This is a genomic window from Janthinobacterium rivuli, from assembly GCF_029690045.1.
Classification (GTDB): domain Bacteria; phylum Pseudomonadota; class Gammaproteobacteria; order Burkholderiales; family Burkholderiaceae_D; genus Janthinobacterium; species Janthinobacterium rivuli.
Genome location: NZ_CP121464.1, coordinates 4,077,140 through 4,099,636, shown reverse-complemented (window position 1 = coordinate 4,099,636; position 22,497 = coordinate 4,077,140). Strand labels below are relative to the sequence as shown.

The 22,497-nt window shown below is 63.2% G+C and carries 25 protein-coding genes; 18 read left to right on the top strand and 7 right to left on the bottom strand.

All coding sequences use genetic code 11. The features are described from left to right. Positions 1-23 precede the first annotated feature (23 nt). The 12 genes from P9875_RS18635 (at position 24) to P9875_RS18580 (ending at position 10,141) form a co-directional block, all read left to right on the top strand. Positions 24-677: a pilus assembly FimT family protein gene (locus P9875_RS18635; RefSeq protein WP_278316229.1), complete on the top strand. Its 654-nt coding sequence runs from the start codon at positions 24-26 to the stop codon at positions 675-677. Beyond that, entirely contained in the window at positions 667-1,224 is a 558-nt protein-coding gene (locus P9875_RS18630) for a type IV pilus modification PilV family protein (RefSeq protein WP_176389240.1), read from the top strand. The genes P9875_RS18635 and P9875_RS18630 overlap by 11 nt, the downstream gene beginning before the upstream one ends. Continuing rightward, the gene (locus P9875_RS18625) at positions 1,221-2,123 is read left to right on the top strand and encodes a prepilin-type N-terminal cleavage/methylation domain-containing protein (RefSeq protein WP_278316228.1); all 903 of its coding nucleotides are present in this window, start codon (positions 1,221-1,223) and stop codon (positions 2,121-2,123) included. The genes P9875_RS18630 and P9875_RS18625 overlap by 4 nt, the downstream gene beginning before the upstream one ends. Next, positions 2,120-2,578 carry a hypothetical protein gene (locus P9875_RS18620; RefSeq protein ID WP_035819672.1) on the top strand — a complete coding sequence of 153 codons (459 nt, stop codon included), beginning with the start codon at positions 2,120-2,122 and terminating at the stop codon, positions 2,576-2,578. The genes P9875_RS18625 and P9875_RS18620 overlap by 4 nt, the downstream gene beginning before the upstream one ends. 131 nt (positions 2,579-2,709) lie before the next feature. Then, positions 2,710-3,669, top strand: coding sequence for an agglutinin biogenesis protein MshI (locus P9875_RS18615; protein ID WP_278316227.1), 960 nt, complete (start codon positions 2,710-2,712; stop codon positions 3,667-3,669). Further along, positions 3,666-4,343: a hypothetical protein gene (locus P9875_RS18610; protein ID WP_035819669.1), complete on the top strand. Its 678-nt coding sequence runs from the start codon at positions 3,666-3,668 to the stop codon at positions 4,341-4,343. The genes P9875_RS18615 and P9875_RS18610 overlap by 4 nt, the downstream gene beginning before the upstream one ends. Then, complete coding sequence (gene gspM / locus P9875_RS18605; protein ID WP_035819667.1) at positions 4,343-5,023, top strand: type II secretion system protein GspM; 681 nt, start codon at positions 4,343-4,345, stop codon at positions 5,021-5,023. The genes P9875_RS18610 and gspM overlap by 1 nt, the downstream gene beginning before the upstream one ends. Continuing rightward, positions 5,008-5,409 carry an MSHA biogenesis protein MshK gene (locus P9875_RS18600; RefSeq protein ID WP_278316226.1) on the top strand — a complete coding sequence of 134 codons (402 nt, stop codon included), beginning with the start codon at positions 5,008-5,010 and terminating at the stop codon, positions 5,407-5,409. The genes gspM and P9875_RS18600 overlap by 16 nt, the downstream gene beginning before the upstream one ends. Positions 5,410-5,447: 38 nt before the next feature. Beyond that, positions 5,448-7,232, top strand: a complete 1,785-nt coding sequence (gene mshL, locus P9875_RS18595) for a pilus (MSHA type) biogenesis protein MshL (protein WP_035827560.1) — start codon at positions 5,448-5,450, stop codon at positions 7,230-7,232. Beyond that, complete coding sequence (locus P9875_RS18590; protein ID WP_176389233.1) at positions 7,233-8,138, top strand: ExeA family protein; 906 nt, start codon at positions 7,233-7,235, stop codon at positions 8,136-8,138. It begins immediately after the preceding gene. 17 nt (positions 8,139-8,155) lie between these two features. Continuing rightward, positions 8,156-9,226: a tetratricopeptide repeat protein gene (locus P9875_RS18585; protein WP_278316225.1), complete on the top strand. Its 1,071-nt coding sequence runs from the start codon at positions 8,156-8,158 to the stop codon at positions 9,224-9,226. Positions 9,227-9,250: 24 nt separating this feature from the next. Then, positions 9,251-10,141 (top strand): alpha/beta hydrolase, encoded by an 891-nt coding sequence (locus P9875_RS18580; protein ID WP_278316224.1) that lies wholly within the window; start codon positions 9,251-9,253, stop codon positions 10,139-10,141. Between the two features lie 7 nt (positions 10,142-10,148). Here P9875_RS18580 and P9875_RS18575 read toward each other — a convergent pair whose 3' ends face one another. Beyond that, on the bottom strand, positions 10,149-11,183 hold the full coding sequence (locus tag P9875_RS18575; RefSeq protein WP_099403101.1) for a serine hydrolase domain-containing protein: 1,035 nt from the start codon (positions 11,181-11,183) through the stop codon (positions 10,149-10,151). Between the two features lie 29 nt (positions 11,184-11,212). Further along, positions 11,213-12,064, bottom strand: coding sequence for a helix-turn-helix transcriptional regulator (locus tag P9875_RS18570; RefSeq protein ID WP_051958704.1), 852 nt, complete (start codon positions 12,062-12,064; stop codon positions 11,213-11,215). Between the two features lie 318 nt (positions 12,065-12,382). Between P9875_RS18570 and P9875_RS18565 the strand changes: the two genes are divergently transcribed. Beyond that, complete coding sequence (locus P9875_RS18565) at positions 12,383-12,841, top strand: nuclear transport factor 2 family protein (RefSeq protein WP_278316223.1); 459 nt, start codon at positions 12,383-12,385, stop codon at positions 12,839-12,841. A gap of 38 nt (positions 12,842-12,879) precedes the next feature. Here P9875_RS18565 and P9875_RS18560 read toward each other — a convergent pair whose 3' ends face one another. The 3 genes from P9875_RS18560 to P9875_RS18550 form a co-directional block, all read right to left on the bottom strand. Continuing rightward, positions 12,880-13,983 carry an HD-GYP domain-containing protein gene (locus P9875_RS18560; RefSeq protein WP_278316222.1) on the bottom strand — a complete coding sequence of 368 codons (1,104 nt, stop codon included), beginning with the start codon at positions 13,981-13,983 and terminating at the stop codon, positions 12,880-12,882. A 46-nt stretch (positions 13,984-14,029) separates the two neighbouring features. Beyond that, positions 14,030-15,208 carry a pyridoxal phosphate-dependent aminotransferase gene (locus P9875_RS18555; protein WP_278318848.1) on the bottom strand — a complete coding sequence of 393 codons (1,179 nt, stop codon included), beginning with the start codon at positions 15,206-15,208 and terminating at the stop codon, positions 14,030-14,032. An 83-nt stretch (positions 15,209-15,291) separates the two neighbouring features. Next, positions 15,292-15,726 (bottom strand): putative toxin-antitoxin system toxin component, PIN family, encoded by a 435-nt coding sequence (locus P9875_RS18550; protein WP_034781135.1) that lies wholly within the window; start codon positions 15,724-15,726, stop codon positions 15,292-15,294. 30 nt (positions 15,727-15,756) lie between these two features. Here P9875_RS18550 and yaaA point away from each other — a divergent pair, with 30 nt between their 5' ends. Then, complete coding sequence (yaaA, locus tag P9875_RS18545) at positions 15,757-16,527, top strand: peroxide stress protein YaaA (protein ID WP_278316221.1); 771 nt, start codon at positions 15,757-15,759, stop codon at positions 16,525-16,527. A gap of 96 nt (positions 16,528-16,623) precedes the next feature. Here the strand turns inward: yaaA and P9875_RS18540 are convergent, their stop codons facing one another. Continuing rightward, positions 16,624-17,427: an outer membrane protein assembly factor BamD gene (locus tag P9875_RS18540; protein ID WP_278316220.1), complete on the bottom strand. Its 804-nt coding sequence runs from the start codon at positions 17,425-17,427 to the stop codon at positions 16,624-16,626. Positions 17,428-17,516: 89 nt separating this feature from the next. Here P9875_RS18540 and P9875_RS18535 point away from each other — a divergent pair, with 89 nt between their 5' ends. After that, complete coding sequence (locus tag P9875_RS18535) at positions 17,517-18,542, top strand: RluA family pseudouridine synthase (protein ID WP_102297629.1); 1,026 nt, start codon at positions 17,517-17,519, stop codon at positions 18,540-18,542. Continuing rightward, positions 18,542-19,327 carry a peptidoglycan editing factor PgeF gene (gene pgeF / locus P9875_RS18530; RefSeq protein WP_278316219.1) on the top strand — a complete coding sequence of 262 codons (786 nt, stop codon included), beginning with the start codon at positions 18,542-18,544 and terminating at the stop codon, positions 19,325-19,327. The genes P9875_RS18535 and pgeF overlap by 1 nt, the downstream gene beginning before the upstream one ends. A gap of 16 nt (positions 19,328-19,343) precedes the next feature. Here the strand turns inward: pgeF and P9875_RS18525 are convergent, their stop codons facing one another. After that, positions 19,344-19,556 carry a hypothetical protein gene (locus P9875_RS18525; RefSeq protein ID WP_327062285.1) on the bottom strand — a complete coding sequence of 71 codons (213 nt, stop codon included), beginning with the start codon at positions 19,554-19,556 and terminating at the stop codon, positions 19,344-19,346. Positions 19,557-19,804: 248 nt separating this feature from the next. Between P9875_RS18525 and phaC the strand changes: the two genes are divergently transcribed. Both phaC and phaR read left to right on the top strand, forming a co-directional pair. Continuing rightward, positions 19,805-21,529 (top strand): class I poly(R)-hydroxyalkanoic acid synthase, encoded by a 1,725-nt coding sequence (gene phaC / locus P9875_RS18520; RefSeq protein WP_278316218.1) that lies wholly within the window; start codon positions 19,805-19,807, stop codon positions 21,527-21,529. A 225-nt stretch (positions 21,530-21,754) separates the two neighbouring features. After that, a complete protein-coding gene (phaR, locus tag P9875_RS18515) occupies positions 21,755-22,318 on the top strand; it encodes a polyhydroxyalkanoate synthesis repressor PhaR (RefSeq protein WP_099403108.1) in 564 nt (187 codons plus the stop codon). Positions 22,319-22,497: the final 179 nt, after the last annotated feature.

Below are 22,497 nucleotides of genomic sequence, written 5' to 3'. Positions count from 1 at the left end.
CCAGGTAACGTCCTTGGCCTTCCTTGCGCACCACCAGCCCAACCCCAGGCGCCAGCCCGTTGGGCTTTTTTACGGGCCATCCATTGCAGCAGCCACCGACAGTCTTTTCGCATCGCCACGCAGGGCCGCCACGCCCCCTGCCGCGTACGGCTGCGCGCGGCTTCACCCTGATCGAACTGGTGGCCGTGCTGGTGCTGGCGGGTTTGCTGGCGACTTTTGCCGTCAACCGGTTTTTCCAGCGCGACACGTTTGACGCGCGCGGTTTTGCCGACCAGGTGACTAATATCGTGCGCTACGGGCAAAAGCTGGCGGTGGCGCAAAACCGTGCCGTGTTTGTCCTCATCGACGCCAACAAGGTGGCCCTGTGCTTCGACACCGGCTGCAGCGATGAGCAGAAGGTGGTGCCGCCCACGGGCAGCAACAGCGGCAGCAAGGAGACGCTGCAGCATTGCCTGGGTAACAATTGGCTGTGCGAAGGCCGTCCTTCCGGTGTGACCATGTCCACCGATCCCGTCAAGTCGGCAAGTTTTTATTTCGACGCGCTGGGCCAGCCATATGCGCTGACCAATGTGTTTCCTGACGCATCGACCTTCCCTGGCCCGCTGCAAATCAGCATCCAGAGCAACGGCCTGACGCGCACCGTCACGGTTGAAGGGGAGACGGGCTATGTCCATTAGCCAGCATCGCCGGCGCGAGCGCGGCGTGACCCTGATCGAACTGGTGCTGTTCATCGTCATCGTCGGCCTGGCATCGGCCGCCATCCTCGGCGTAATGAGCCTGACGACAAAGCACAGCGCCGATCCGCAATTGCGCAAGCAGGCGCTGGCGATTGCCGAAGGCATGCTGGAAGAAATCCAGCTGGCGCGGTTTACCTATTGCGACCCGCAAGACCCTGCTGCGCAAACGGCGACCAGCCCGGCCGGCTGCACCGTCCCGGAAGGGCCGGGGGAAGAAGCGAACGGCGCGGGCCGGCCTTTCGACAACGTCAACGATTACGTGAGCGCGTATGGCGCGGCCACGGAGTACAAGACGGATGCGCAGGGCGCCGTCTGGGCTGCAGGCTCCGCCAAGGCATACGTTGTCTCTGTGGTGATCACCCAGGCAGCCCTGAACGGCTTGCCCGCCACGGAGGGCCTGCGTATCCAGGTGACGGTGCCGTATGCCGACCAGCAGATCGTGCTTGACGGCTACCGCGTGCGCTACGCGCCGAACAGTATCCCATGAAAAAATTCCTCAATCCCCGGCGCCTTGCGCGCGGCTTTACCCTTGTCGAGCTGGTCATCGTGATCGTCATCACGGGCATCATCGGCGCCATGGTCGCCGTCTTCATCCGCGTGCCCGTGCAAGGCTATATGGACGTCGCGGCGCGCGCGGTACTGGCCGACACGGCCGATACGGCGGCGCGGCGCCTGACGCGCGACGTGCGCCTGGCACTGCCCAACAGCGTGCGCGTGTCGAACGACGGCCTGTTCCTGGAATTGCTGCTGACCAAGACGGGCGGGCGCTACCTGAGCGACAGCGATGCGGCCGCGCCGGGCAATGTGCTGAGCTTTGATACCCCTCCCGACCCCAGCCTTCCATTGACCTTCACCGTCGTCGGCGCCATGCCCGCCAATGCGCTGGGCGCGCGCCAGGCGATCAACGTGGGCGACCAGATCGTCGTCTACAACCTGGGCACGGAGTACGCGCCGAACAATGCCTATGCCTGCAGCGCGGCGAATGGCTGCAACCGCGCGGCCGTGACGGGCGTGTCCGGTAGTGTCGTCACGCTCGGCAGCTATCCTTTCACGACGGCGCCGGCGCCGCTGCCGTCGCCATCGAACCGCTTCCAGGTGGTGTCGACGCCCGTCACCTATGCGTGCGATCTGGGAACCGGCACGCTGACCCGTTACGCCGGCTATGCCATCCAGGCCATCCAGCCAGTTGTGGCTGGCAGCGAGCCATTGTTGGCGACGAAGGGTGCCCAGCTGGCGCGCCAGGTGACGGCTTGCCGTTTCAGCTATGGCATTTTGGCCAACGTGCAGCGGGGCCTGGTGAATATCGACCTGAGCCTGGGTGCGGCGAACAGCAATACGGGCGTGCTGCGCCTGGTGCAACAGGTGCAGGCGAGGAATACGCCATGACGCGCTTGTTGCGCTACCGTGCACGCCGCATGCGCGGTTTCAGCCTTGTCACGGCCATTTTCCTGCTGGTGGTGCTGGCCGCGCTGGCGGCCGTGATGGTGAATATTTCCACCTTCCAGCAGACGGAATCGGCGATGGACGTGCAGGGCGTGCGCGCCGAGCAGGCTGCCCGCGCCGGCCTGGAATGGGGTTTGCAGAAACAGATCAGTGCGGGCCTGACCACCGGCGCGGCATGCATCGGCGGTACCACGTTCAGCTTGCCGGCGGGCACGACACTATCGGCGTTCAGCGTCACCGTGCAATGCAGCGCGGCCACGGCGCCCGCTACCTTGACCAGCTGGACCATCACGGCCACGGCGTGCAATCAGCCGGCCTCGGTCGAGCCGCGCTGTCCGAACGCGGGCAATAACGCCGATTACGTCCAGCGCCGTTTGCAAGCCGTGCTGTCGCAGTAAGGTCAACTGCATGAAAAAAAGATCGCTAATTTATTGTTTTTACACAATAAAGTTGGCTTCATGAATTAAAATTGGCTGGATGCATTATCTGCGCGACAAGATCGGGCAGGCACTTACACTGGATAGTTCGCATGGGTTTATTCGCAAGAGCAAAGAAGTACGATGGATGGCTGGCCACGGCGTTTGGCCGCGAAGGCGTCAGCGCTGTCGTTGTCGAACGTCCCGCCGACGGCATGCCGCGCGTGCGGGGCGCCAGCTACCAGGCGGCTGCGCGGCCGGCGCCGGCCGAGGTGCTGGAAAAACTGGGCAAGGAGCTGCAGGCGACCGCGCGCCACTGCACCAGCGTGCTGGCCGGCGGCGAATACCAGTTGCTGTCGCTGGAAGCGCCGGCCGTGCCGCGCGAGGAACTGAAGACGGCCGTGGGCTGGCGCTTGAAGGACATGCTGGATTTCCCCCTGGCCGAGGCCACCATCGACGTGTTCGACATCCCCGGCGATCCGAACGGCACCCAGCGGGGCAGCAGCGTGTTTGCCGTGGCGGCGCGCAACAGCGCCGTGTCGCGCCGCCAGGCGCAGTACGCCGAATGCAAGATCGGCCTGTCCGTGATCGATATCCCCGAGATGGCGCAACGCAATATCGCCACCTTGCTGGAAACGCCGGGACGCGGTATCGCCGTGCTGTTTTTCGATGGCGACGGCGGCTTGCTGACCATGAGCTTCAATGGCGAGCTGTACCAGGCGCGCCGCATCGACGTGACCCTGACGCAATTGCAGTCGCCCGACGCCAGCCAGTATTACGACCGCGTCACCCTGGAACTGCAGCGCTCGTTCGACCACTTCGACCGCCAGTTCCATTTCATTTCGCTGGCCCGTCTGATGCTGATGACGGGCGCCAGCGATGGCTTGCACGCGTATCTGGCCGACAATCTCTACATGCCGGTCGAGCAACTGGACCTGGCCACGGTGCTGGACCTGTCGCAGGCCGCCGAGCTGCGCGACCCCGCCATGCAGGCGCGCTACTTCCTGGCCATCGGCGCCGCCTTGCGCGAGGTTGGCCAGCACCCGGGCAAGCACGAAGGGAAGGGCGCATGAGCCAGCAGATCAATCTGTTCAACCCCCAGTTTGAACTGAAAAAACACCATATGTCGGCGCGCACGGCCGGCCTGGGCCTGGGCGGCCTGGCGCTGGTCTTGCTGGCCGTGGGCGTGCTGGCCCAGCAGGCAATGGCCAGCCTGGAGCAGCGCGAAGCGGGCGTCAAGGCAGCGCTGGCGCAAGGCGAGGCGAAGCGTGACCAGATCTTGCGCGATTTTCCGCCACGCAAGAAAGATCCGGCCCTGGCGCAGGAACTGGCGGCCGTCGAGTCGCAGCGCCAGTTGCTGCAGGACGCGTCTGGCGTGCTGGCAAGCGGCAAGCTGGGCAATACCCTCGGCTATGCCGGCTATTTCCGCGCGCTGGCGCAGGCCAGGGTCGAGGGCGTATGGCTGACGGGCGTGGACATCACCGGCGCCGGCAATGACTTCGGCTTGCAGGGCCGCGCCTTGCACGCGTCGCTGCTGCCTGCCTACATCACGCGCCTGGGCCAGCAGGAAGTATTGAAAGGCAAGAGTTTCGCCAGCCTCGACATCGGCCAGCCCCAGCCCCAGCCCCCGGCCGTGGCCGAGGGCAAGGCGCCCAGCCTGCCTTATGTCGCGTTCAGCCTGCAGTCGGCCGACCGCGCCGCCGGGCCAGCCGCGCCGCCCAAACCTGTTGCCGGAGGAACACGCTGATGCTGCCCTTGCTGAAAAAATGGGCCACGGCCTTCGACGCCCTCAGCCTGCGCGAGCGGCTGATGGTGTTCGGCGCCGGTGCGGCCGCCGTGCTGTTCGTATTTTATTTCATGAGCTTTAATCCCCTGCTGGCGAAACGCGCCGCGCTGGAGGCGAGCATTGCGCAAAAACAAAGCCTGTTGACGGCCACCGACAAGGAAATCGAGCTGACCATGCTGGCCCACGCCACCGATCCCGATCAGGAAGCGCGCGCGCGCCTGGTGGCACTGCAGGCGGAAACGGCATCGCTGGCGCAGGCGCTGCGCCAGAAGCAGCACGGCCTGGTGGCGCCCGAGCGCATGGTGACCTTGCTGGAACACTTGCTGCGCCAGCACGCCGGACTGCGCGTGGTGTCGCTGAAAACCTTGCCCGCCAGCGCCGTGGGTGCGCGCCAGACCGATGCCGCGAACGCCGATGCGGCGGCCAAGGCGGCGCCGGCGCCCCTGCTGCATCAGCATGGCGTGGAAGTGGTGCTGCAAGGCAGTTATGCCGACATGGTGCAATACATGCAGGCGCTGCAAGCGATGCCGACGCGCGTGTTCTGGGGCGCAGCCCACCTTGATGCCGCTACTTACCCGAGCGCCACCCTGACCCTGACCTTACACACCCTCAGCATGGACGACACATGGATCGCACTCTGACCTTTGGTCCCGCGCTGCTGGCGCCTTTGCTGATGCTGAGCCTGGCATGGCCGGGCGCGCAGGCGCAAGCGCTCGATGATCCGACGCGCCCGCCCGCGGCCCTGTGGGCGCCCGCCAGTACCGCGCCCGCCGTCGCGGCCCGGCCGCAGCTGCAGTCGGTGCTCATCTCCACCCAGCCGGGCGGACGCCGCCTGGCCGTCATCGATGGCCAGACGGTCAAGGTCGGCAGCAAGGTGGGCGGCGCCGTGGTGACGGAAATCCGCGACACGGCCGTATTGTTGCGGCGTGGCAAATCACTGGAAACCTTCAAGCTGTACCCGAGCAGCAAGACCGATAACAAGGCCGATCGCAAGACCGATAGCAAGACCGGCAGCAAGCAGGAGTAGAAGAAGTGGCCAAGCAACTCAATCAACACAAGGCGAGCATGTTCAAGATCAGTACGATGGCGGCTGTCATCAGCGTCAGCCTGGGCCTGGGCGGCTGCAATGTCGCGCCCGTCAAGCGCGACACCTATAATGCGATCACCGATGCCGTCAAGGGCGCGGCGGCCACCACGGCGCCAGCGGCCCAGCCGGACGCCGTGGAAGCGGCGCTGCTGCCGCCCGTGGCGGCCCTGGCCCAGCAATTGCCGAAGGCCCGCGCCGCGCTCGACGAGCGCTTCAACGTGGCTTTCAATAATGTGCCGGCGCGCCAGTTCTTCACTTCCATCGTGGCTGGCACGCGCTACAACATGCTGGTTCATCCCGACATCGGCGGCACGATTTCCGCCAACCTGAAGGACGTGACCCTGTTCCAGGCGCTCGACGCCGTGCGCGAACTGTACGGCTACGACTACAAGGTCGAGGGCACGCAGATCTACATCAAGCCCCTGACCATGCAGACGCGTTTGTTCCACGTCAATTACCTGACGGGCGCGCGCCGCGGCAGTTCCAACCTGCGCGTGTCGTCGACGTCGGTCGGCTCGGTCGGCTCGACCAACTCGGGCGGTTCGGGCAATAGCGGCAGTAACAATCAGGGCAATAACCAGAATAACGAGCAGAACCAGCAAACGAATAGCGGCCAGGGCGGCCGCACCTTGGACAGCAGCAACCTGACCACCTCGTCCACGGCGGATTTCTGGCCGGAATTGAAAGCGGCGCTGGAAGCCATCGTCGGCAGCACCGAAGGCGGCCGGCAAGTGGTGCTCAGCCCGCAGTCGGGCGTGATCGTCATCCGCGCCATGCCGGACGAGTTGCGTAATGTCGACATGTATTTGAAGGCCACGCAGCTGTCCGTCGACCGCCAGGTGATCCTGGAAGCGAAAATCCTCGAAGTCGAACTCAACAACAACACGCAGACGGGCATCAACTGGGCCTCGTTCGCCTCGATCAAGAGCGGCCACACGAACCGCATCTCGACGGGCTTCATCCAGCCGGGCGGCAGCCTGGCGCCGCTGCCGTTCAACGGCGGCCAGCCGCCCAACATGACGAATGGTAATGGCTTGACGGCCAGCAGCGGCTTTGGCCTCAGTTCGGCGGCAAACGCGGCCGGTTCCATGTTCGGCCTGGCTTTCCAGACGGCCAATTTCGCGGCCATGATTTCCTTCCTGGAATCGCAAGGCTCCGTGCACGTGCTGTCGAGCCCGCGCATCGCCACCATGAACAACCAGAAGGCCGTGCTGAAGATCGGCACGGACGAGTTTTACGTGACGGGCGTGTCGACCACGACGAATACGACGGCCAGCGGCGCGACGACCAGCCCCAACGTGACCTTGCAGCCGTTCTTTTCCGGCGTGGTGCTGGACGTGACGCCGCAGATCGATGCGGACGGCAACATCATCCTGCACGTGCACCCGTCCGTCAGCCAGGTGTCGACCATCAGCAAGGAAATCGACCTGGGCAGCGCCGGTTCGCTGAAACTGCCGCTGGCCGCGTCCAGCACGTCCGAAATGGACAGCATGGTGCGCAGCCAGGATGGCCGCATCGTCGCCATCGGCGGGCTGATGCGCCAGGCCACCACGGCGGACCGCTCGCAAGTGCCGGGCGCGGGCGATATTCCCGTGCTGGGCGCGCTGTTCCGCAACACGGGGCAGGTGATCCAGAAGCGCGAGCTGGTGGTGCTGATCAAGCCGACCATCGTCGACGGCGCCAATAGCTGGAACGAGGACTTGCTCGATTCGGGCAAGCGCATCGAGGCGCTCGACCCGCGCCGTCCGTCGGAGCGGCGCTAAATGTACCAGGCCCATTTCGGCTTGCGCGAGGCGCCGTTCGGCCTCACGCCCGATACCAGTTTTTTCTTCAACGGCCCGCAGTCGCAAAAGGCGCTCAACACCTTGCTGGTGGCGGCGCGCAATGGCGAGGGCTTCATCAAGATCACTGGCGAAGTGGGCACTGGTAAAACCTTTTTGTGCCGCAAGTTCATGCAGTCGCTGGGACCGGACTTCGTCACGGCCTACATTCCGAATCCGAACTTGCCGCCCCGTTCGCTGATCCTGGCGCTGGCCGACGACCTCGATGTGCTGCTGGAGAAAGATGCGGATCAGCATCAATTGCTCAAGTCCCTCAACTTGCGCCTGCTCAACTTAGCGGCGCAAGGCAAGCGCGTGCTGCTGTGCCTGGACGAGGCGCAGGCGATACCCGTCGACAGCCTCGAAGCCTTGCGTTTGCTGACGAATCTGGAAACGGAAAAGCGCAAGCTGCTGCAAATCGTGCTGTTCGGCCAGCCGGAACTGGACGTCAAGCTGGCCCTGCCGGAAATCCGCCAGTTGGCGCAGCGCATCACCTTTCACTACCACCTGGGTCCGTTGTCGCGCGACGACGTGGATTTTTATGTAGCGCACCGCCTGCGTGTGGCCGGTTTCGATGGCGCGCGCCTGTTCAGCCGTGGCGGCGTGGGCAAGCTGTACCAGGCTTCCGGCGGCATTCCGCGCCTGATCAACATCATGGCGCACAAGGCGCTGATGGTGGCGTATGGCGAAGGGCGGCAGCAAGTTAGCGGGCGCCACGTGGCGCTGGCCGCCCGCGACACCCTGGCCAGCAAGCCGCGCCGCTTGTGGCAACGGCCGTGGTCGTGGCTGGCCGGTGCCGGCGTGCTGGCCGCCGCCTGCGGTGCGAGCTGGACTTTATTGAACCGATGACGAAGATGAGCCTGTAGATGAGCCTGATTAACAAGATGTTGCAAGACCTCGATGCCCGCGGCACCCCCGATGGACGCGGCGACGCGGCCGGCATCCGCTCCGTGCCCGAACGCGAGCGGGGCGTCTCGCGCGCGCAGGTCTTCGGCGGCGCGGCCGGCCTGACGGCCGCCGCCATTGCCCTGGGCTGGGTCTACCTGAAGCGCCCGGCCGTGCCGCCCGTGCTGATCAATGTGGCCAGCACGCCGGTGTTGCTTCCAGTATCGGCACCCGTGCCTGCGGCCGTTGCTCCCGTGCCAGTGGTGGTCGCCGCAGCGGAGCCCGTCGTGGCGGCGGAACCCGAACCCGTGTTCCAGGCCGAGGAGACGGTCGCGCCAGCCAGGCTGCGTGCCGCCGAGATGCGCCGCATCACGGAGCAACCCGCCAAGCGTGCCGCCGCGCCCGTGGTGAAAACGCCGGCGCTGGCCGCCAGCGAGCGCATCATCGACGGAAAACAAGTCACGCCGCAGCAGCGCGTGGAGAATGAATACCGGCGCGCGCTGGCGCAGTTGCAGGATGGCCGCGTGTCCGACGCCATGCTGGCCTTGCAGCAGACCCTGCAGCTGGATCCGCGCCACCAGGGTGCGCGCGAAACCCTGGTGCGCCTGCTGCTGGAAGCGCAGCGCCCAGACGAAGCAGCGCGCCAGTTGCAGCTGAGCCTGGCGCTGGACCCGAAACAGCCGGCGCAAGCGATGATGCTGGCCCGTTTGCAGCTGGACAAGCCCAACGGCGGCGCGGTCGCTCTCGATACCCTGACGCGCAGCCTGCCGTACGCCAGCGACAGCGGCGAATACCAGGCCTTCCTGGCCGGCGTGCTGCAGCGCGAACAGCGCTACCGCGAAGCGGCGGAACACTACCAGCTGGCTCTGCAGACGGCGCCCGACAACAGCGTCTGGTGGATGGGCCTCGGCATCGCCTTGCAAGCCGACAACCATCCTGCCCAGGCGCGCCAGGCGTTCGAGCGGGCCAAGGGCTTGCAAACCCTGTCGCCGCAATTGCAGGCGTTTGTCGAACGCAAACTGGTGCAGCTGACGGCGGCCGCGGCGAAGTAACTTACCTCAATGAAAGAAACCAGCTTGAAGCCTTTCAGTCTGTTCATCGTCCTGTGCTGCCTGGCCGGCAGCACCCTGGCCGCCCCCGCCAGCTACGTTCTTGAGAATACCGAAGTGCGCGACATCCGGGCGCAAGCCCTGAAGCGCGACTACCAGCTGTATGTGGCCTTGCCCGATTCTTATCGGCAGGGCAATAAACGCTATCCGGTGCTGTTCGTCGTCGACGCCAATTACTCGTTCCCCATCGTGCGCAATATCGCGCAGCGCCTGAACAAGCATGCGGGGATGGAAGAAGTCATCGTGGTGGGATTGTCGTACGCCAATGGCGATGGCGGGGTGTACAGCCGCCGCCGCGATTACACGCCCACCACGCCGCGCAAGCATGATTACCGCTCGGACATGCCGGGGCGGCAGCCGGCGTTCGGCGAAGCGAAGGCGTATGGCCAGTTTATCTCCGGCGAGGTGTTTCCGTTTATTGCGCAACAGTATCGCGTGAACATGCAGCGCAAGGTGTTCATTGGCCATTCCTACGGCAGCCTGCTGGGTCTGCAATTTCTGCTGACGCAACCGCGCACCTTCGAGCATTACATCCTCGGCAGCCCGTCGCTGTGGTACGACGCCGGCGTCATGTTCGAGCGCGAACAGGCGTATGCCGCCAGCCACAAGGATCTGCCGGCCTCCGTGTTCTTCGGCATCGGCGGCCTGGAAAAGCTGGCGGCTGGCAAGAAGCGTTCGCGTTCGGAGGAAGACGCCGATATGGTGGCCGACTTGCGCGAATTCGATGGGAAGTTGAAATCGCGCAAGTTCCCCGGCTTGACAACCCGCTTGCGCGTCTTCGAGGATGAAGATCACGCGAGCGTGTTTCCTTTCGTGCTCACGCATGGCTTGCGGGCGTACCTGACGTCCGCCAAATGACGGGTGCTCAGGGGCGCATCAGTGCCGGCATGATCAGCTTGGTCAGCAATTTTTCGCTGAGTCCATGGGCGTCGCGCACCTGGAAGTTGGTCGTGGTGATGACGACCACGGCATCGAGTTCCGGCAATACGAGCACTTTATTGCCGCCCGAACCCGCCATGCCATAGCTTTGCACCGTGCGGCCATTCGCCGTGAACGGTTGCAGCCACCACAGGTAACCATAGTCCATGCCTTCGCGCGCGTTGGCATGCGGCGCGATTGAGCGCCTGACCCATTCGGCCGGCATCACCTGCTGGCCATTCCAGCGCCCGCCGTCGAGGTAGAGCTGGCCAAGCTTCATCAAATCCACGCTGCGCAGCTGCAAGCCGCCGCCCGTCATGGCGCTGCCCTTGGGCTGGAATTGCCATTTCACCTTGTCGATGCCCAGCGGCTTGAACAGGTTGGCGGCCGCGAAGTCCGGCACGCGCTGGCCGCTCACTTTTTCAAGCAGCGGTCCCAGCAGGGTGACGCCGGCCGTGCAATAGCTCCAGGCGCGGCCATACGGCGATTGCTCGGGGCGGGGCTGCCATTCCGGAAAGCCGCGGATCGGCAGGTCCGCCACGAAGCGGCTCCAGTCTTCCACCAGATACATGCGCTCTTCGTTGCCGCGCGAATGCTGGTTGTCGTCGTCGCATTCGAGTAGCGAGCTCATGGTCAGGAAATCCTCGACCGTGATCTTGTCCTTGCGCGGGTCGGCATGGGCCAGCGGGCGCAGTTCCGGAAAGTACGGCAGCACGGGAGTGTCGGTGCGCAAGAGCTTGCGCTCGATGGCCAGGCCGACCAGCATGCCCGCCACCGTCTTGCCAACCGAGCGCGTGTTGCGCAGGCTGTCCGCGCCGTCCTTGTCGAAGTAGTGTTCGTAGAGCAGCTTGCCATGCTGTGCCACCACGACGCTGGTGATCTGCTTGAAGTCGCCTGCTTCGATGGCGGTGGTAACGCCGTCCAGTTCGCCCGCGTGGACGCTGCTGCCGAAGGCCAGAAGAAGGGGTAAATATCGCAACATGGGGTACTCCTGAGTTGGAAAAGTGCAGTCTAGTCTTGCAATCCGGGCATTGTCTTGGACGTTTGAAACATTTGGCGTCGATAGTTGCTGGGCGTCATGCCGTAGCGGGCCTGGAAGGCGCGGCTCATGTGGCTCTGGTCGGCGAAGCCCACGCTCAGCGCCACCTCGGCCATGCTCAGTTCCGGGCGGCGCAGCAGGCCGCTGGCCTGGTCGACGCGGCGCCAGCGCAGCAGGTCGCCCGGCGAACAGCCCCAGGCCTGGCGGAACACGCGGGCCAGGTGCACGGGATGCACGCCCAGGGCGGCGGCCACGTCGGCGATGCGCAGATGCGTGTCATTGGCCAGGTCCATCACGGCTTCATAGGCCTGGTGGGCCCAGCCGGGCAGGGATGGGCGCGCCTGCCGGGGCGTCTTGTGCAGGCTGGCCAGCATGTCCCATGCGCCCGCTTCGAGCAGGGCGCCATCGCCGCCGCGGCCAATTTCGCGCGCCAGCCGGAACGCGGCGGCCGCGCTGGCCGTATCGCGCAACACGCTGGCGCACTCCTGGGCCGCATGCAATTCCTCGGCGCCCGCCAGCAGGGCAGGGTCAAGCGATACCGTCATGAAACTGCCCTTGCCATCGACGAAGCGGTCGCGGTGCGTCGTGCCGGCAGGATTGAAGACGAGGGTGGGCGAAGGCGCGCGCGGCGGGGCGTGCAGGGCGCTGGAAATATACGTGCCGGACAGAACGAAGACGAAGTGGGCATCGTCATGCCGGTGCGTTTCGACTTCATCCTCGCCACGCGTGGCCTGCAGACGGCGGATATCGAACATGCTGCCGCGCGCGCCGTGATGCACGTCGCCATAGAACTGGCCGGACTTGAACTGGAGTGGAGTGGTCATGTCGGCATGGTATGTGCGGCTGCCCGCACGGGCGAGCGCGGAACGACGAACAGCGCCGGGGGCAGGATGAACGGTCGATTCGGGGGAATGCACGGGGTATGGGACGACGCCATCAAGCCGGCCGCCACGCGTCCTCGAAATGGCGTTTCAATCCCCCAATCAAGCCGTTTGTCGCAATGGCATGCGCCGGAAAGGGCAATCGGATAGCATGCAGTGGGCTCCCTCATGATGCGTTTGCCCGCAAGCGAGTGTTCGATACTGGCGCTGCCGCAGGAATCAACGGACGCTTCTCAATGACTTCGACCAGGATGACTACGCATGAAATTGACTCTTCCACACCTTCTTTCCACCTGCCTGCTTGGCGCCTTCGGCATGATCGGCAGCGCGTACGCGGCTCCCGGCGACGCCGAACTGGTGGCTCTGGTGCAGCGCCATGCGCAGGCGCAGAACAACTTTGATCAGCTTGCCTTGAAAGCCACGACGGCCGAGAATTATGTGGAAATATCGCCGGTCGGCGAGGTGGACGGGCGTGAAAAAATGCTCTCCTTTTATGCGCCAGAGCAGAAGCGGCCGAGCCCTCAACTCCAGGTCGACGAGCCAGTGGTGCGGCTGTTTGGCGATACGGCGCTCATCTCGGCGCGGCTGTCCTACCGACTCAATCAGGAAGCGGGTGCCCGCACCTTCGCCCTGCGCGCCGGCTATGTGGCTCGGCTTGTTGACAAGCAATGGCTGCTGGTCAGCGCGCAGTACACGGGCATCCGTCCGCCGAAACCGTGAGCTGACATTGGGTCTGGCGCCGGCCTTGCCCTGGCGGCCTACAGCCGCGCCTCGTCGCCCCACACATTGCGCATGCTGAAGCGCACGCCCGCATCGTCTTCATGCAGCGACGAGACGATGGCGAACTGGCTGTCGCCCGTGTCGCGCGGCGTCATCTGCGATAGCTGGGCGGCGGCCAGCGGCGCGCCCAGCGCATCGCTGAGCGGATGCACGTGGCCGGCGCCCCGTTGCGTCACCACCCCCAGTTCGCCGCTGCGCAGGCGCACTAATGTTCCGGGCGGATATTTTCCCAGCAGGTTGACGAACTGTTCCCCCAGCAGCGGATCGATGGGCACGCCCTGGTCGAGGAAGATGTGCTGCAGCGCCTGGTCGGGCACGATGGAGCGCCGGTAGTTGCGCGCGGAAACGCGGGCGCAATAGCGGTCGGCCAGGCCGATCAGCTTGGCGTTTTGCAGGATTTCATCGGCCGTGCGCCCCTGCGGGTAGCCGCTGCCGTCGTCGTTTTCGTGGTGCAGCAGCACGCAACTGAGCCATTCCTCGTCGTCGACACCGGCGCAGCGCAGCAATTCCGTGCTTTCCTGCGGATGCAGACGCACGATGCGCATTTCCTCGTCGTTCAGGGGGCCGCGCCGGTCCTGGAAGCTGTCGTGGTGACGCAGCATGCCCACGTTCATCGTCAGCGCGGCTGCACCGATCAGTAATAGTTCATCGTGGGACTTGTGCATGCTGCGGCCCACCAGCATGGCCAGCAAGGCCGTTTCGATGCAGTGGCGCACGGCGTAGCTGCCAGCGATCTGGTTGAGCAGGATGCTGGCCAGGGCGATATCGGCATCGTGTTCCAGCGCGCGCAGCAGTTCGCGGGCGATGTCGCGCACGTCGCGCTCGGCATTGTTTTCGCTGCGCAAGGCCAGCAGCAGGCGTTCCAGGCGCTGCGCCGCTTCATTGAGCAGGCGCAAGACGGATGGCTGCTCCGGCGCGCCCACGTACAGGCCCAGCTGCAGCAAACGGCCCAGTTGCGCGCCGTCCGTGATGATCTGTCCCTTGCGCAGTTGCGGGCCGGCGCTGTGGTCGGCCAAAAACAGATCCCAGGGCAGGGGTTCGCCGGGAACCAGGTCGGCCGGGCCGATGCGACGCTGTACCATCTGTCATCCTTTGCCCCGCCGCAGCGAAGCCATGTTCAGTGCTCGGTTATATGCTGCGCAGGCGCTCCAGCGCCAGGCGCAAGGTCTCGTCTTTCTTGGCAAAGCAGAAGCGCACGATGCCCGACTCCTTGCCCTGCGTGTAAAACGCGGAGACAGGGATGGCCGCCACCTTGATTTGCGTCGTCAGCCATTCGGCGAACTGCGCTTCGGTCTCTTGCGAAATGGCATCGTAGCGCACGCACTGGAAATACGTGCCGTCGGCAGGCAGCAGGGTAAAACGGCTGCCCGCCAGGCCGTCGCGGAACAAGTCGCGCTTGCGCTGGTAAAACGCGGGCAAGTCCAGATAGGGCTGCGGCTCGGCCATGTAGCCAGCCAGGCCGTGCTGCATCGGCGTATTGACGCTAAATACGTTGTACTGGTGCACTTTGCGGAACTCCGCCGTCATGGAGGCTGGCGCGGCCACATAGCCGATCTTCCAGCCCGTCACGTGATAGGTCTTGCCGAAGCTGGAGACGATGAAGCTGCGCGCCGCCAGTTCGGGGTTGCGCGCGAGCGACGCGTGCGGCACACCGTCGTACACCATGTGTTCGTAGACTTCGTCGGAGAGTATCAAAATTTGCGTGCCGCGCACGATGTCGGCCAGCGCGGCCACGTCGGCGGGACGCAAGATCGTGCCCGTCGGATTGTGCGGCGTATTGATGATGATCAGGCGCGTCTTGTTGCTGACGGCCGCGGCCAGCTTGTCCCACGGCACGCTGTAGCCTTGTTCACCCACTTGCATCGCCACCAGCACGGGCACGCCGCCGGCCAGCGCGATGGCCGGCAGGTAGCTGTCGTAGGCCGGTTCGATGACGATGACTTCGTCGCCCGGATGCACGCAGCACAAAATGGCCGTGGTCAGCGCCTGCGTGGCGCCGGCCGTGACGGTGATTTCCGTGCCGGCGTCATAGCCGTGGCCGTACAAGCTGGCGATTTTCGCGGCAATCGCCTCGCGCAGGGGCGCGGCGCCCGTCATCATCGGATACTGGTTGTGGCCGGCGCGCATGGCGTCGCTGACGAGGTCGACCAGGGCTGGATCGCAATCGAAATCTGGAAAACCCTGGCCCAGGTTGACGGCGCCATGCTGGGCCGCCAGGCTGGACATGCGGGTAAACACGGTGGTGCCCACAAGAGGCAGGCGCGAGGTCAGGGCGGGAGTCGTGTAGGGCAGGGACGGGCTGTTCATGAACGGTAGGGGCGCGGTGCGGAAAGTGGAATCGTGTCCCATTCTAGCGCAGCGCGCCCCCTTGCGTGCAGGGCTTTGGCGGCTCAGCCTGGCAAGGCCCAGCCTTCCGGCACCATGATCTTGAACATGCCGGCCTTGGCCGTCTTGCGGGCCAGTTTCAGCAGGGCCTTGTCCTTGGTGATGAGGATGTCGGCGTTGGCGTCGCGCGCCAGTTCGAGGAATTTCTGGTCATCCTTGTCCGTGCAGACGGGCAGGCGCACGCCAGAGACGGGTGGGGCCACGACGCTGATGTGGGCGTCGAAGCGGGCGGCGGCAACGGCGCGGCTCGCTTCATCGAGCGGCAGATGTTTGTAATGCAGCACGACCAAGTATTCCGCGCGGCAATCTTCGCGCGTGATGGCGTGCACGGCGCCGCTTTCCATGGCCGCCAGCAGGGGCGCCCAGCGCGGGTCGTTGAAGACGAACAGGTCGAGGCAAACGTTGGTGTCGAGGACGAGTTTTTGTGGAGCAGGTATCATGTCGGCAATTCTATTCTGTAGTGATAATTTATGTTGATCGTGCTTTCGCCCGCCAAGAGTCTCGACCTGGAGACGCCGCCAACAACCTCGTTGCACAGCACCCCCGATTTTCTCGACCATTCCGCCCAGCTGATCGAGCGCATGCGCCAGTTTTCCCCTAGCGAAGTGGGTAGCCTGATGGGCATTTCCGACGCCTTGTCCGCCCTCAATGTGGCCCGCTATGCGTCGTGGACGCCGCAGTTGACGGAAGCGCGCCAGGCTATCATGGCCTTCAATGGCGACGTGTATGCCGGTTTCGAGGCGCGCAGCCTGCAGCCGGCCCAGCTCGACTATGCCCAGTCGCACGTGCGCATCCTGTCGGGCCTGTACGGCTTGCTGCGTCCGCTGGACCTGATTCACCCGCACCGCCTGGAAATGGGCACGCGGTTGTCGACCACGCGCGGCAAGGATCTGTATGCGTTCTGGGGAGACACCATCACCAACGGCCTGAACCGAGCGGCCAAGGAGCATGGCGCGCAAGTGCTGGTCAACCTTGCTTCCGAAGAATATTTCAAATCCGTCAAGCCGCGCCAGCTGGACGTGCCCGTCATCGCGCCCGTGTTCGAGGACTGGAAGAACGGCAAATATAAAATCATCTCGTTCTACGCCAAGCGCGCGCGCGGCATGCTGGCCCGCTATGCGGCTGTCAACCAGATACGCGATCCGCAACAGCTGAAGCAGTTCGATGTCGACGGTTACGGTTTCGTGCCGGAAGCGTCGAACGACAAAAACTGGGTGTTTCGGCGCAAGGTCGGAGAATAACCCTAAAGCAAATGCTGGGGTCGTACCCTCAGGGTACGACCCCGGATTTTGCCGTTGGGCTAAGAAAAAACCGGGCTAGCCCGGTTTTTTCTTATCTTACTGCCAGAACTTCCACCACTTGCGTTCCTTGTTCACCCCTTCCGGGCTGAGGAATGCCGTGTTCGGGTAGTTCTTGGTCAGCACGCGCAAGGCGTCGTCGCGCAGGTCGGTCAAGCCCAGCTTGTCATACGAGCGGTACATGATGAACAGCGCTTCTTCGATGGCCGGCGAGGCACGGAAGTCGCTGACCGTCGTTTGCGCGCGGTTGGCGGCGGCCAGGAAGGCGCCGCGGCGGAAGTAATAGCGCGCCACGTGCACTTCGTATTTCGCCATGGCATCGATCAAATAGTTCATGCGGGCCAACGAATCGGGCGCATATTTACTATTCGGGAACTTGTCGACCAGTTGCTTGAAGGCCGCAAACGCTTCGCGCGTGGCTTTCGGGTCGCGCTCGGTCGGATCTTGCTCGTACAGGAAGTTCAGGAAGCTGATCTGGTCATTAAAGCTGATCAGGCCACGCAAGTAGTACATATAGTCGACATTGGCGTGGTTCGGATGCAACTTGATGAAGCGTTCGACGGCAGCCAGTGCCTGCGCCTGGTCTCCCGCCTTATAATACGCGTAAGCGATCTCCATCTGCGCTTGCAGAGCATAGTTGCCGAAAGGATAGTTAGCCTCCAGCTTCTGGAACAGGCCGATTGCAGCTTCATAGTGCTGCCCGGCCATTTCTTCACGCGCCTCCGAGTATAATTTCGTAACGGACCAGTTTTTGGTCTCATCCACTTTTTCAGGCAACAAGCTGCAAGCGGACATGCCGAGCAGAACGACTGAAGCGACTACCAACGATAATTTTTTTTGCATGACGTTTTGCAAGAAGGTTTTAACCAAGATTTTACAATAGGCTGATTATAGCCGATGGGAATGCTGTGATATTAACTCCGAAGCCTAATTTGGCTGACCCCGCGTTTGACTCCCTTTCTGACCATGCTGCCGAAGAGGCGTTTGACGGCGATTTTGCCGCCGACGACGTCTTCGAGGAAATGGCCCCGATTACATTGGAACTGACGCCGGACGCCTGCGGCCACCGCCTCGATAAAGTCATCGCCCAGCTGGTGCCGCAATACTCGCGCAGCCGCTTGCAATTGTGGCTGGAAGCCGGTTTCGTGACCGTCGATGGAAAAGTTGCCAAACGCAACATGACCGCCTATGGCGACGAGAAGATCGTCATTCTGCCGCAAAGCGCGCCGGAAGACGAGGCTTTTAAGCCGGAAGCGATGGAATTGAACATCGTGCACGAAGATGAGCATATCATCGTCATCAACAAACCGGCCGGACTGGTCGTGCATCCGGGCCCCGGCAACTGGTCTGGCACCCTGCTCAACGGCTTGCTGCACCACTGCCCGCAACTGGCAGGTGTGCCGCGCGCCGGCATCGTGCACCGCCTGGACAAGGATACGAGCGGCCTGATGGTGGTCGGCAAGACCCTCGCCTCGCAAACGGACCTGGTGCGCCAGTTGCAGGCGCGCACCGTCAAACGCGAGTATTTCGCGCTTGTGTGGGGCACGCCGAAAATGGCGGGCACCATCGACGCGTCCATCGCGCGCCACCCGCGGGACCGGGTCAAGATGGCCGTCTCGGAAAACTTTACGGCCAAGCCTGCGATCACGCACTATGAATTGATCGGCAGCGGTGAGCTCGACCGCCGTCCCGTGAGCCTGATGCAATGCCGCCTGGAAACAGGCCGCACGCACCAGATCCGCGTGCACATGCAGCATCTGGGCTTTGCGCTGGTCGGCGACCATGTGTATGGCAAGCAGCACCTGGTGACCGTGTTCTCGCGCCAGGCGCTGCAGGCGCGCCGCCTGGGCCTCGTGCATCCGGGTACCCTGGAAGCGTGCGAGTGGATCGTGCCGCTGGCCGATGATTTCGCGCAATTGATCGCCACCGCCGGCATTCCCGAGCCGGAACAGGTCTGATGACGTCGCCGTTGCCTTGCCTTGTACCCGATTGGCCCGGCTTGCCCGCGAACGTGGGCGCGCTGGCGACAGTGCGCGCGGGCGGCGTCAGCCAGGAGCCGTATGGTGACGGGCAGGGCGGCGGTGGCTTGAATCTGGGCACGCACGTGGGTGACGAGCCCGCGCACGTGGCCGCCAACCGGGCGCGGCTGGCGGCCATCCTGCCTGCCGAGCCGGCCTGGCTGTCGCAGGTGCATGGCGTGGCCGTGGCCGATGCCGGCAAGCTGGATGGCTACGTGCCGGACGCCGATGCCAGCGTGGCGGCGCAGCCTGGCGCCGTGTGCGTGGTGATGACGGCCGATTGCCTGCCGGTGCTGTTCTGCTCGACGGATGGCCTCGTTGTCGGTGCGGCCCACGCGGGCTGGCGCGGGCTGGCCAATGGCGTCTTGCAGCGCACGGTGGAAAGCATGCGGGCTCAGGGCGCGACGGACATCCTCGCCTGGCTGGGGCCGGCCATTGGTCCGCAGCAATTCGAAGTGGGGCAGGACGTGCTGCAAGCGTTCCGCGACGGCGCGCGTGATGATGCCGAGCGGCAAGTGTTATCCAGCACTTTCGCCGCCATCGCAGGCAAGCCGGGCAAGTACCTGGCCGACATCTACGCGCTGGCGCGCACCATGCTGCTGCGCGATGGCGTGGCGCAAGTGGCGGGCGGGGAATATTGCACCGTCAGCGATGCGGCGCAGTTTTACTCGTACCGGCGCGATGGCGTCACGGGAAGACAGGCCAGCTTGATCTGGCGCAAATAATCTGCACGGCAGACACTTATGTGTCTGCCGTTTTTGTTTTATCGTCTGCTGAGGCAAGTGCGCGGGCTTTTAGCTCGGCCTTGCGTTTGCGTCTCCGCGAGCCTGTCAGATAGAATAGGATGGACAGGGGGATGACGCAGTACAGCACGAAGGTCATCACCCCGGCGACGATGGACGGTTCCGTCAGCGCCATGAGGCCGACGACATAGATCCAGGCAACAGCGGTCATGAGCATCATTGGTAGTGGCAGTCAGTAAAAGTTTGCATGCAGGTGATCCTAAAGTATTTATTTTTCGACTACGTTTCGGCGCCGAACAAAACCGTAGCGAGCGGAAGGGAGAGGTGGCTAAGAAGCGCAACCGTACTCTAGTACGGTGAGCATCGCAGGCCGCCTATACCGACGCGCAGTAGGTTTTGTTCGGCGTCCCTCAATCTTGAATGGACTTACATACATCTATGAATATGCCCGATCCTCAAATGATGACCAAAGAATGGATGGCGCAGATCAGCAATCCTGAGCAGTGGAAGACGTGGTTCAACATGGTACCGCAGCCCCAGGGCAATCCGATTGCCGGCATTTTGCAGGATGCGGGCGCCAGCATCAAGCCGGAAGCGATCGAGCAACTGAAAAATGCCTACGTGGCCAAGCTGACGGGCTTGTGGGCCGACTTTATGGCCGGCAAGGCGCCGGAGCTGAAAGACCGCCGCTTCGCCGCGCCCGCCTGGCACGCTAGCCCACTGTCGGCCTTCAATGCGGCAGCTTACCTGCTGAATGCGGAGTTTCTCAGCGCCATGGCCGATGCCGTGGAAGCGACGCCGCACCAGAAGCAAAAGATTGCATTTGCCGTGCAGCAAATCGTCGACGCCATGTCGCCTGCCAACTTTCTCGCCACCAATCCCGACGCCCAGCAAACCCTGATCGAGACCAAGGGCGAGAGCCTGGCCAAGGGCTTGAGCAATATGCTGGCCGACATGCAGAAGGGCCGCATCTCGCAGTCCGACGAGTCGGCCTTCGAAGTGGGGCGCAACGTGGCCACCACGCCGGGCACGGTGGTGTTCGAGAACGCCTTGTTCCAGCTGATCCAGTACACGCCAAGCACCCCCACGGTATACCAGCGGCCGCTGCTGATGGTGCCGCCATGCATCAATAAATTCTATATCCTTGACTTGCAGCCAGAAAATTCGCTCGTGCGCTATGCGGTGGAGCAGGGCAATACCGTGTTCCTGATGTCCTGGCGCAATCCGGACCTGAGCATGCAGCACCTGACGTGGGACGATTATGTCGAGCAAGGCGTGATCGAAGCCATCCAGGTCACGCAGGACATTTCCGGCCAGGACAAGCTCAATATGTTCGGCTTTTGCGTGGGCGGCACCATCGTCTCGACGGCGCTGGCCGTGCTCAAGGCGCGCGGCGAGAATCCGGCCGCCAGCCTGACCTTGCTGACGACCTTCCTCGATTTCTGCGACACGGGCGCGCTCGACGTCTTCATCGACGAACCGCAAGTGGCGCTGCGCGAACAGTCCCTGGCCAAGGGCGGCCTGATGTCGGGCCGCGACCTGGGCAGCACTTTCTCGAGTCTGCGGCCGAACGACCTCGTGTGGAACTATGTGCAATCGAATTACCTGAAAGGCAAGGAGCCGCCCGCGTTCGACTTGCTGTACTGGAACGGTGACGGCACGGGCTTGCCGGGCCCCATGTTCTGCTGGTATCTGCGCAACACTTACCTGGAAAACAGCCTGAAAGTGCCGGGCAAGCTGACGGTGGCCGGCGAAAAGGTCGACCTGAGCAGTATCGACGCGCCCGCTTTCATCTACGGTTCGCGCGAAGACCATATCGTGCCCTGGGGCGCGGCCTACGCCAGCACGGCCTTGCTGAACCCGAAAAAGCCGAAAGCCAACCGTTTCATCCTCGGTGCTTCGGGCCATATCGCCGGCGTGATCAATCCTGCCTCGAAGAAAAAGCGTAGTTACTGGAGCAATGATGCAGCTAAAACCGCCCGCACGGCGAAAGCCAAGCCTTTGACTGCCGAGCAATGGATGGAAGGCGCGACCGAGCACGTGGGCAGCTGGTGGCCCGAATGGGCGGCCTTCCTTGCCGAACACGGCGGCGCGCAGGTGAAGGCGCCAGGCAAGCCGGGCAACAAGCGCCACGCGGCAATCGAGCCGGCGCCGGGACGGTATGTTAAAGTCAGGGCGGACTAGTTTACAAAAGCTTCTCGGCAGGCAAGACCGGCGTAATCTCCGGTCTTGTCAGGAATCTACTCTTAGTTGCGTTGCAATAAATATGGGAATCTACTACCCTGATGTGCAATGGAGCCATTTTCCACTCTATAATGGAAAAAGTAGGCAGGTGCGAAAGCGGACCCACGTTCGCTTTTTTTTCGGATTAACTCAGTATGCGCTGCGGCGCAATAAGTGGAACTTGTGATGAGTAGTGCAAAAAAAAGTATAGACCGCCTGATTAAAAAATATCCCAACCGCCGTCTGTATGACACGCAAACCAGTTCCTACATCACCTTGACGGACGTCAAGCAGCTGGTGTTGGACAATGAGGTGTTTACCGTCGTCGATGCCAAATCCAATGAAGATTTGACGCGCAGCATCTTGCTGCAAATCATTCTGGAAGAGGAAGCGAACGGCGCGCCCATGTTCTCGAGCAGCGTGTTGTCGCAGATCATCCGCTACTATGGCCACGCCATGCAGGGCATGATGGGATCCTACCTGGAAAAGAACGTGCAAGCGTTCACCGATATCCAGCACAAATTCACGGGCACGTCGGCCGGCAGTTTCGAAGGCAAGCCTTTCAGCCCGGAAATGTGGACCCAGTTCATGAATGTCCAGGGCCCGATGATGCAAGGCATGATGAACAACTACATCGACCAGAGCAAGAGCCTGTTCGTGCAGATGCAGGAACAGATGCAGAGCCAGAGCAAGAACCTGTTCGGCACGTTCCCGTTTGTTCCGCCGGCCCCACCGACGGACAAAAAGTAGTCCATGCCACACGCTCACCGGGCGCTTTGATCGCCCGGGAGTTGTATCGGCGTCATCAAAACAGCATAGTTCTGCCAGCAAGGTGCGGCTCGGGGTACAATAGCCGATTCGCCTCACCATTTTACTAGCTGCCAACTATGTCTGAAATTCACCGTATTCCTGTTCCTTCCGCCCAGCCC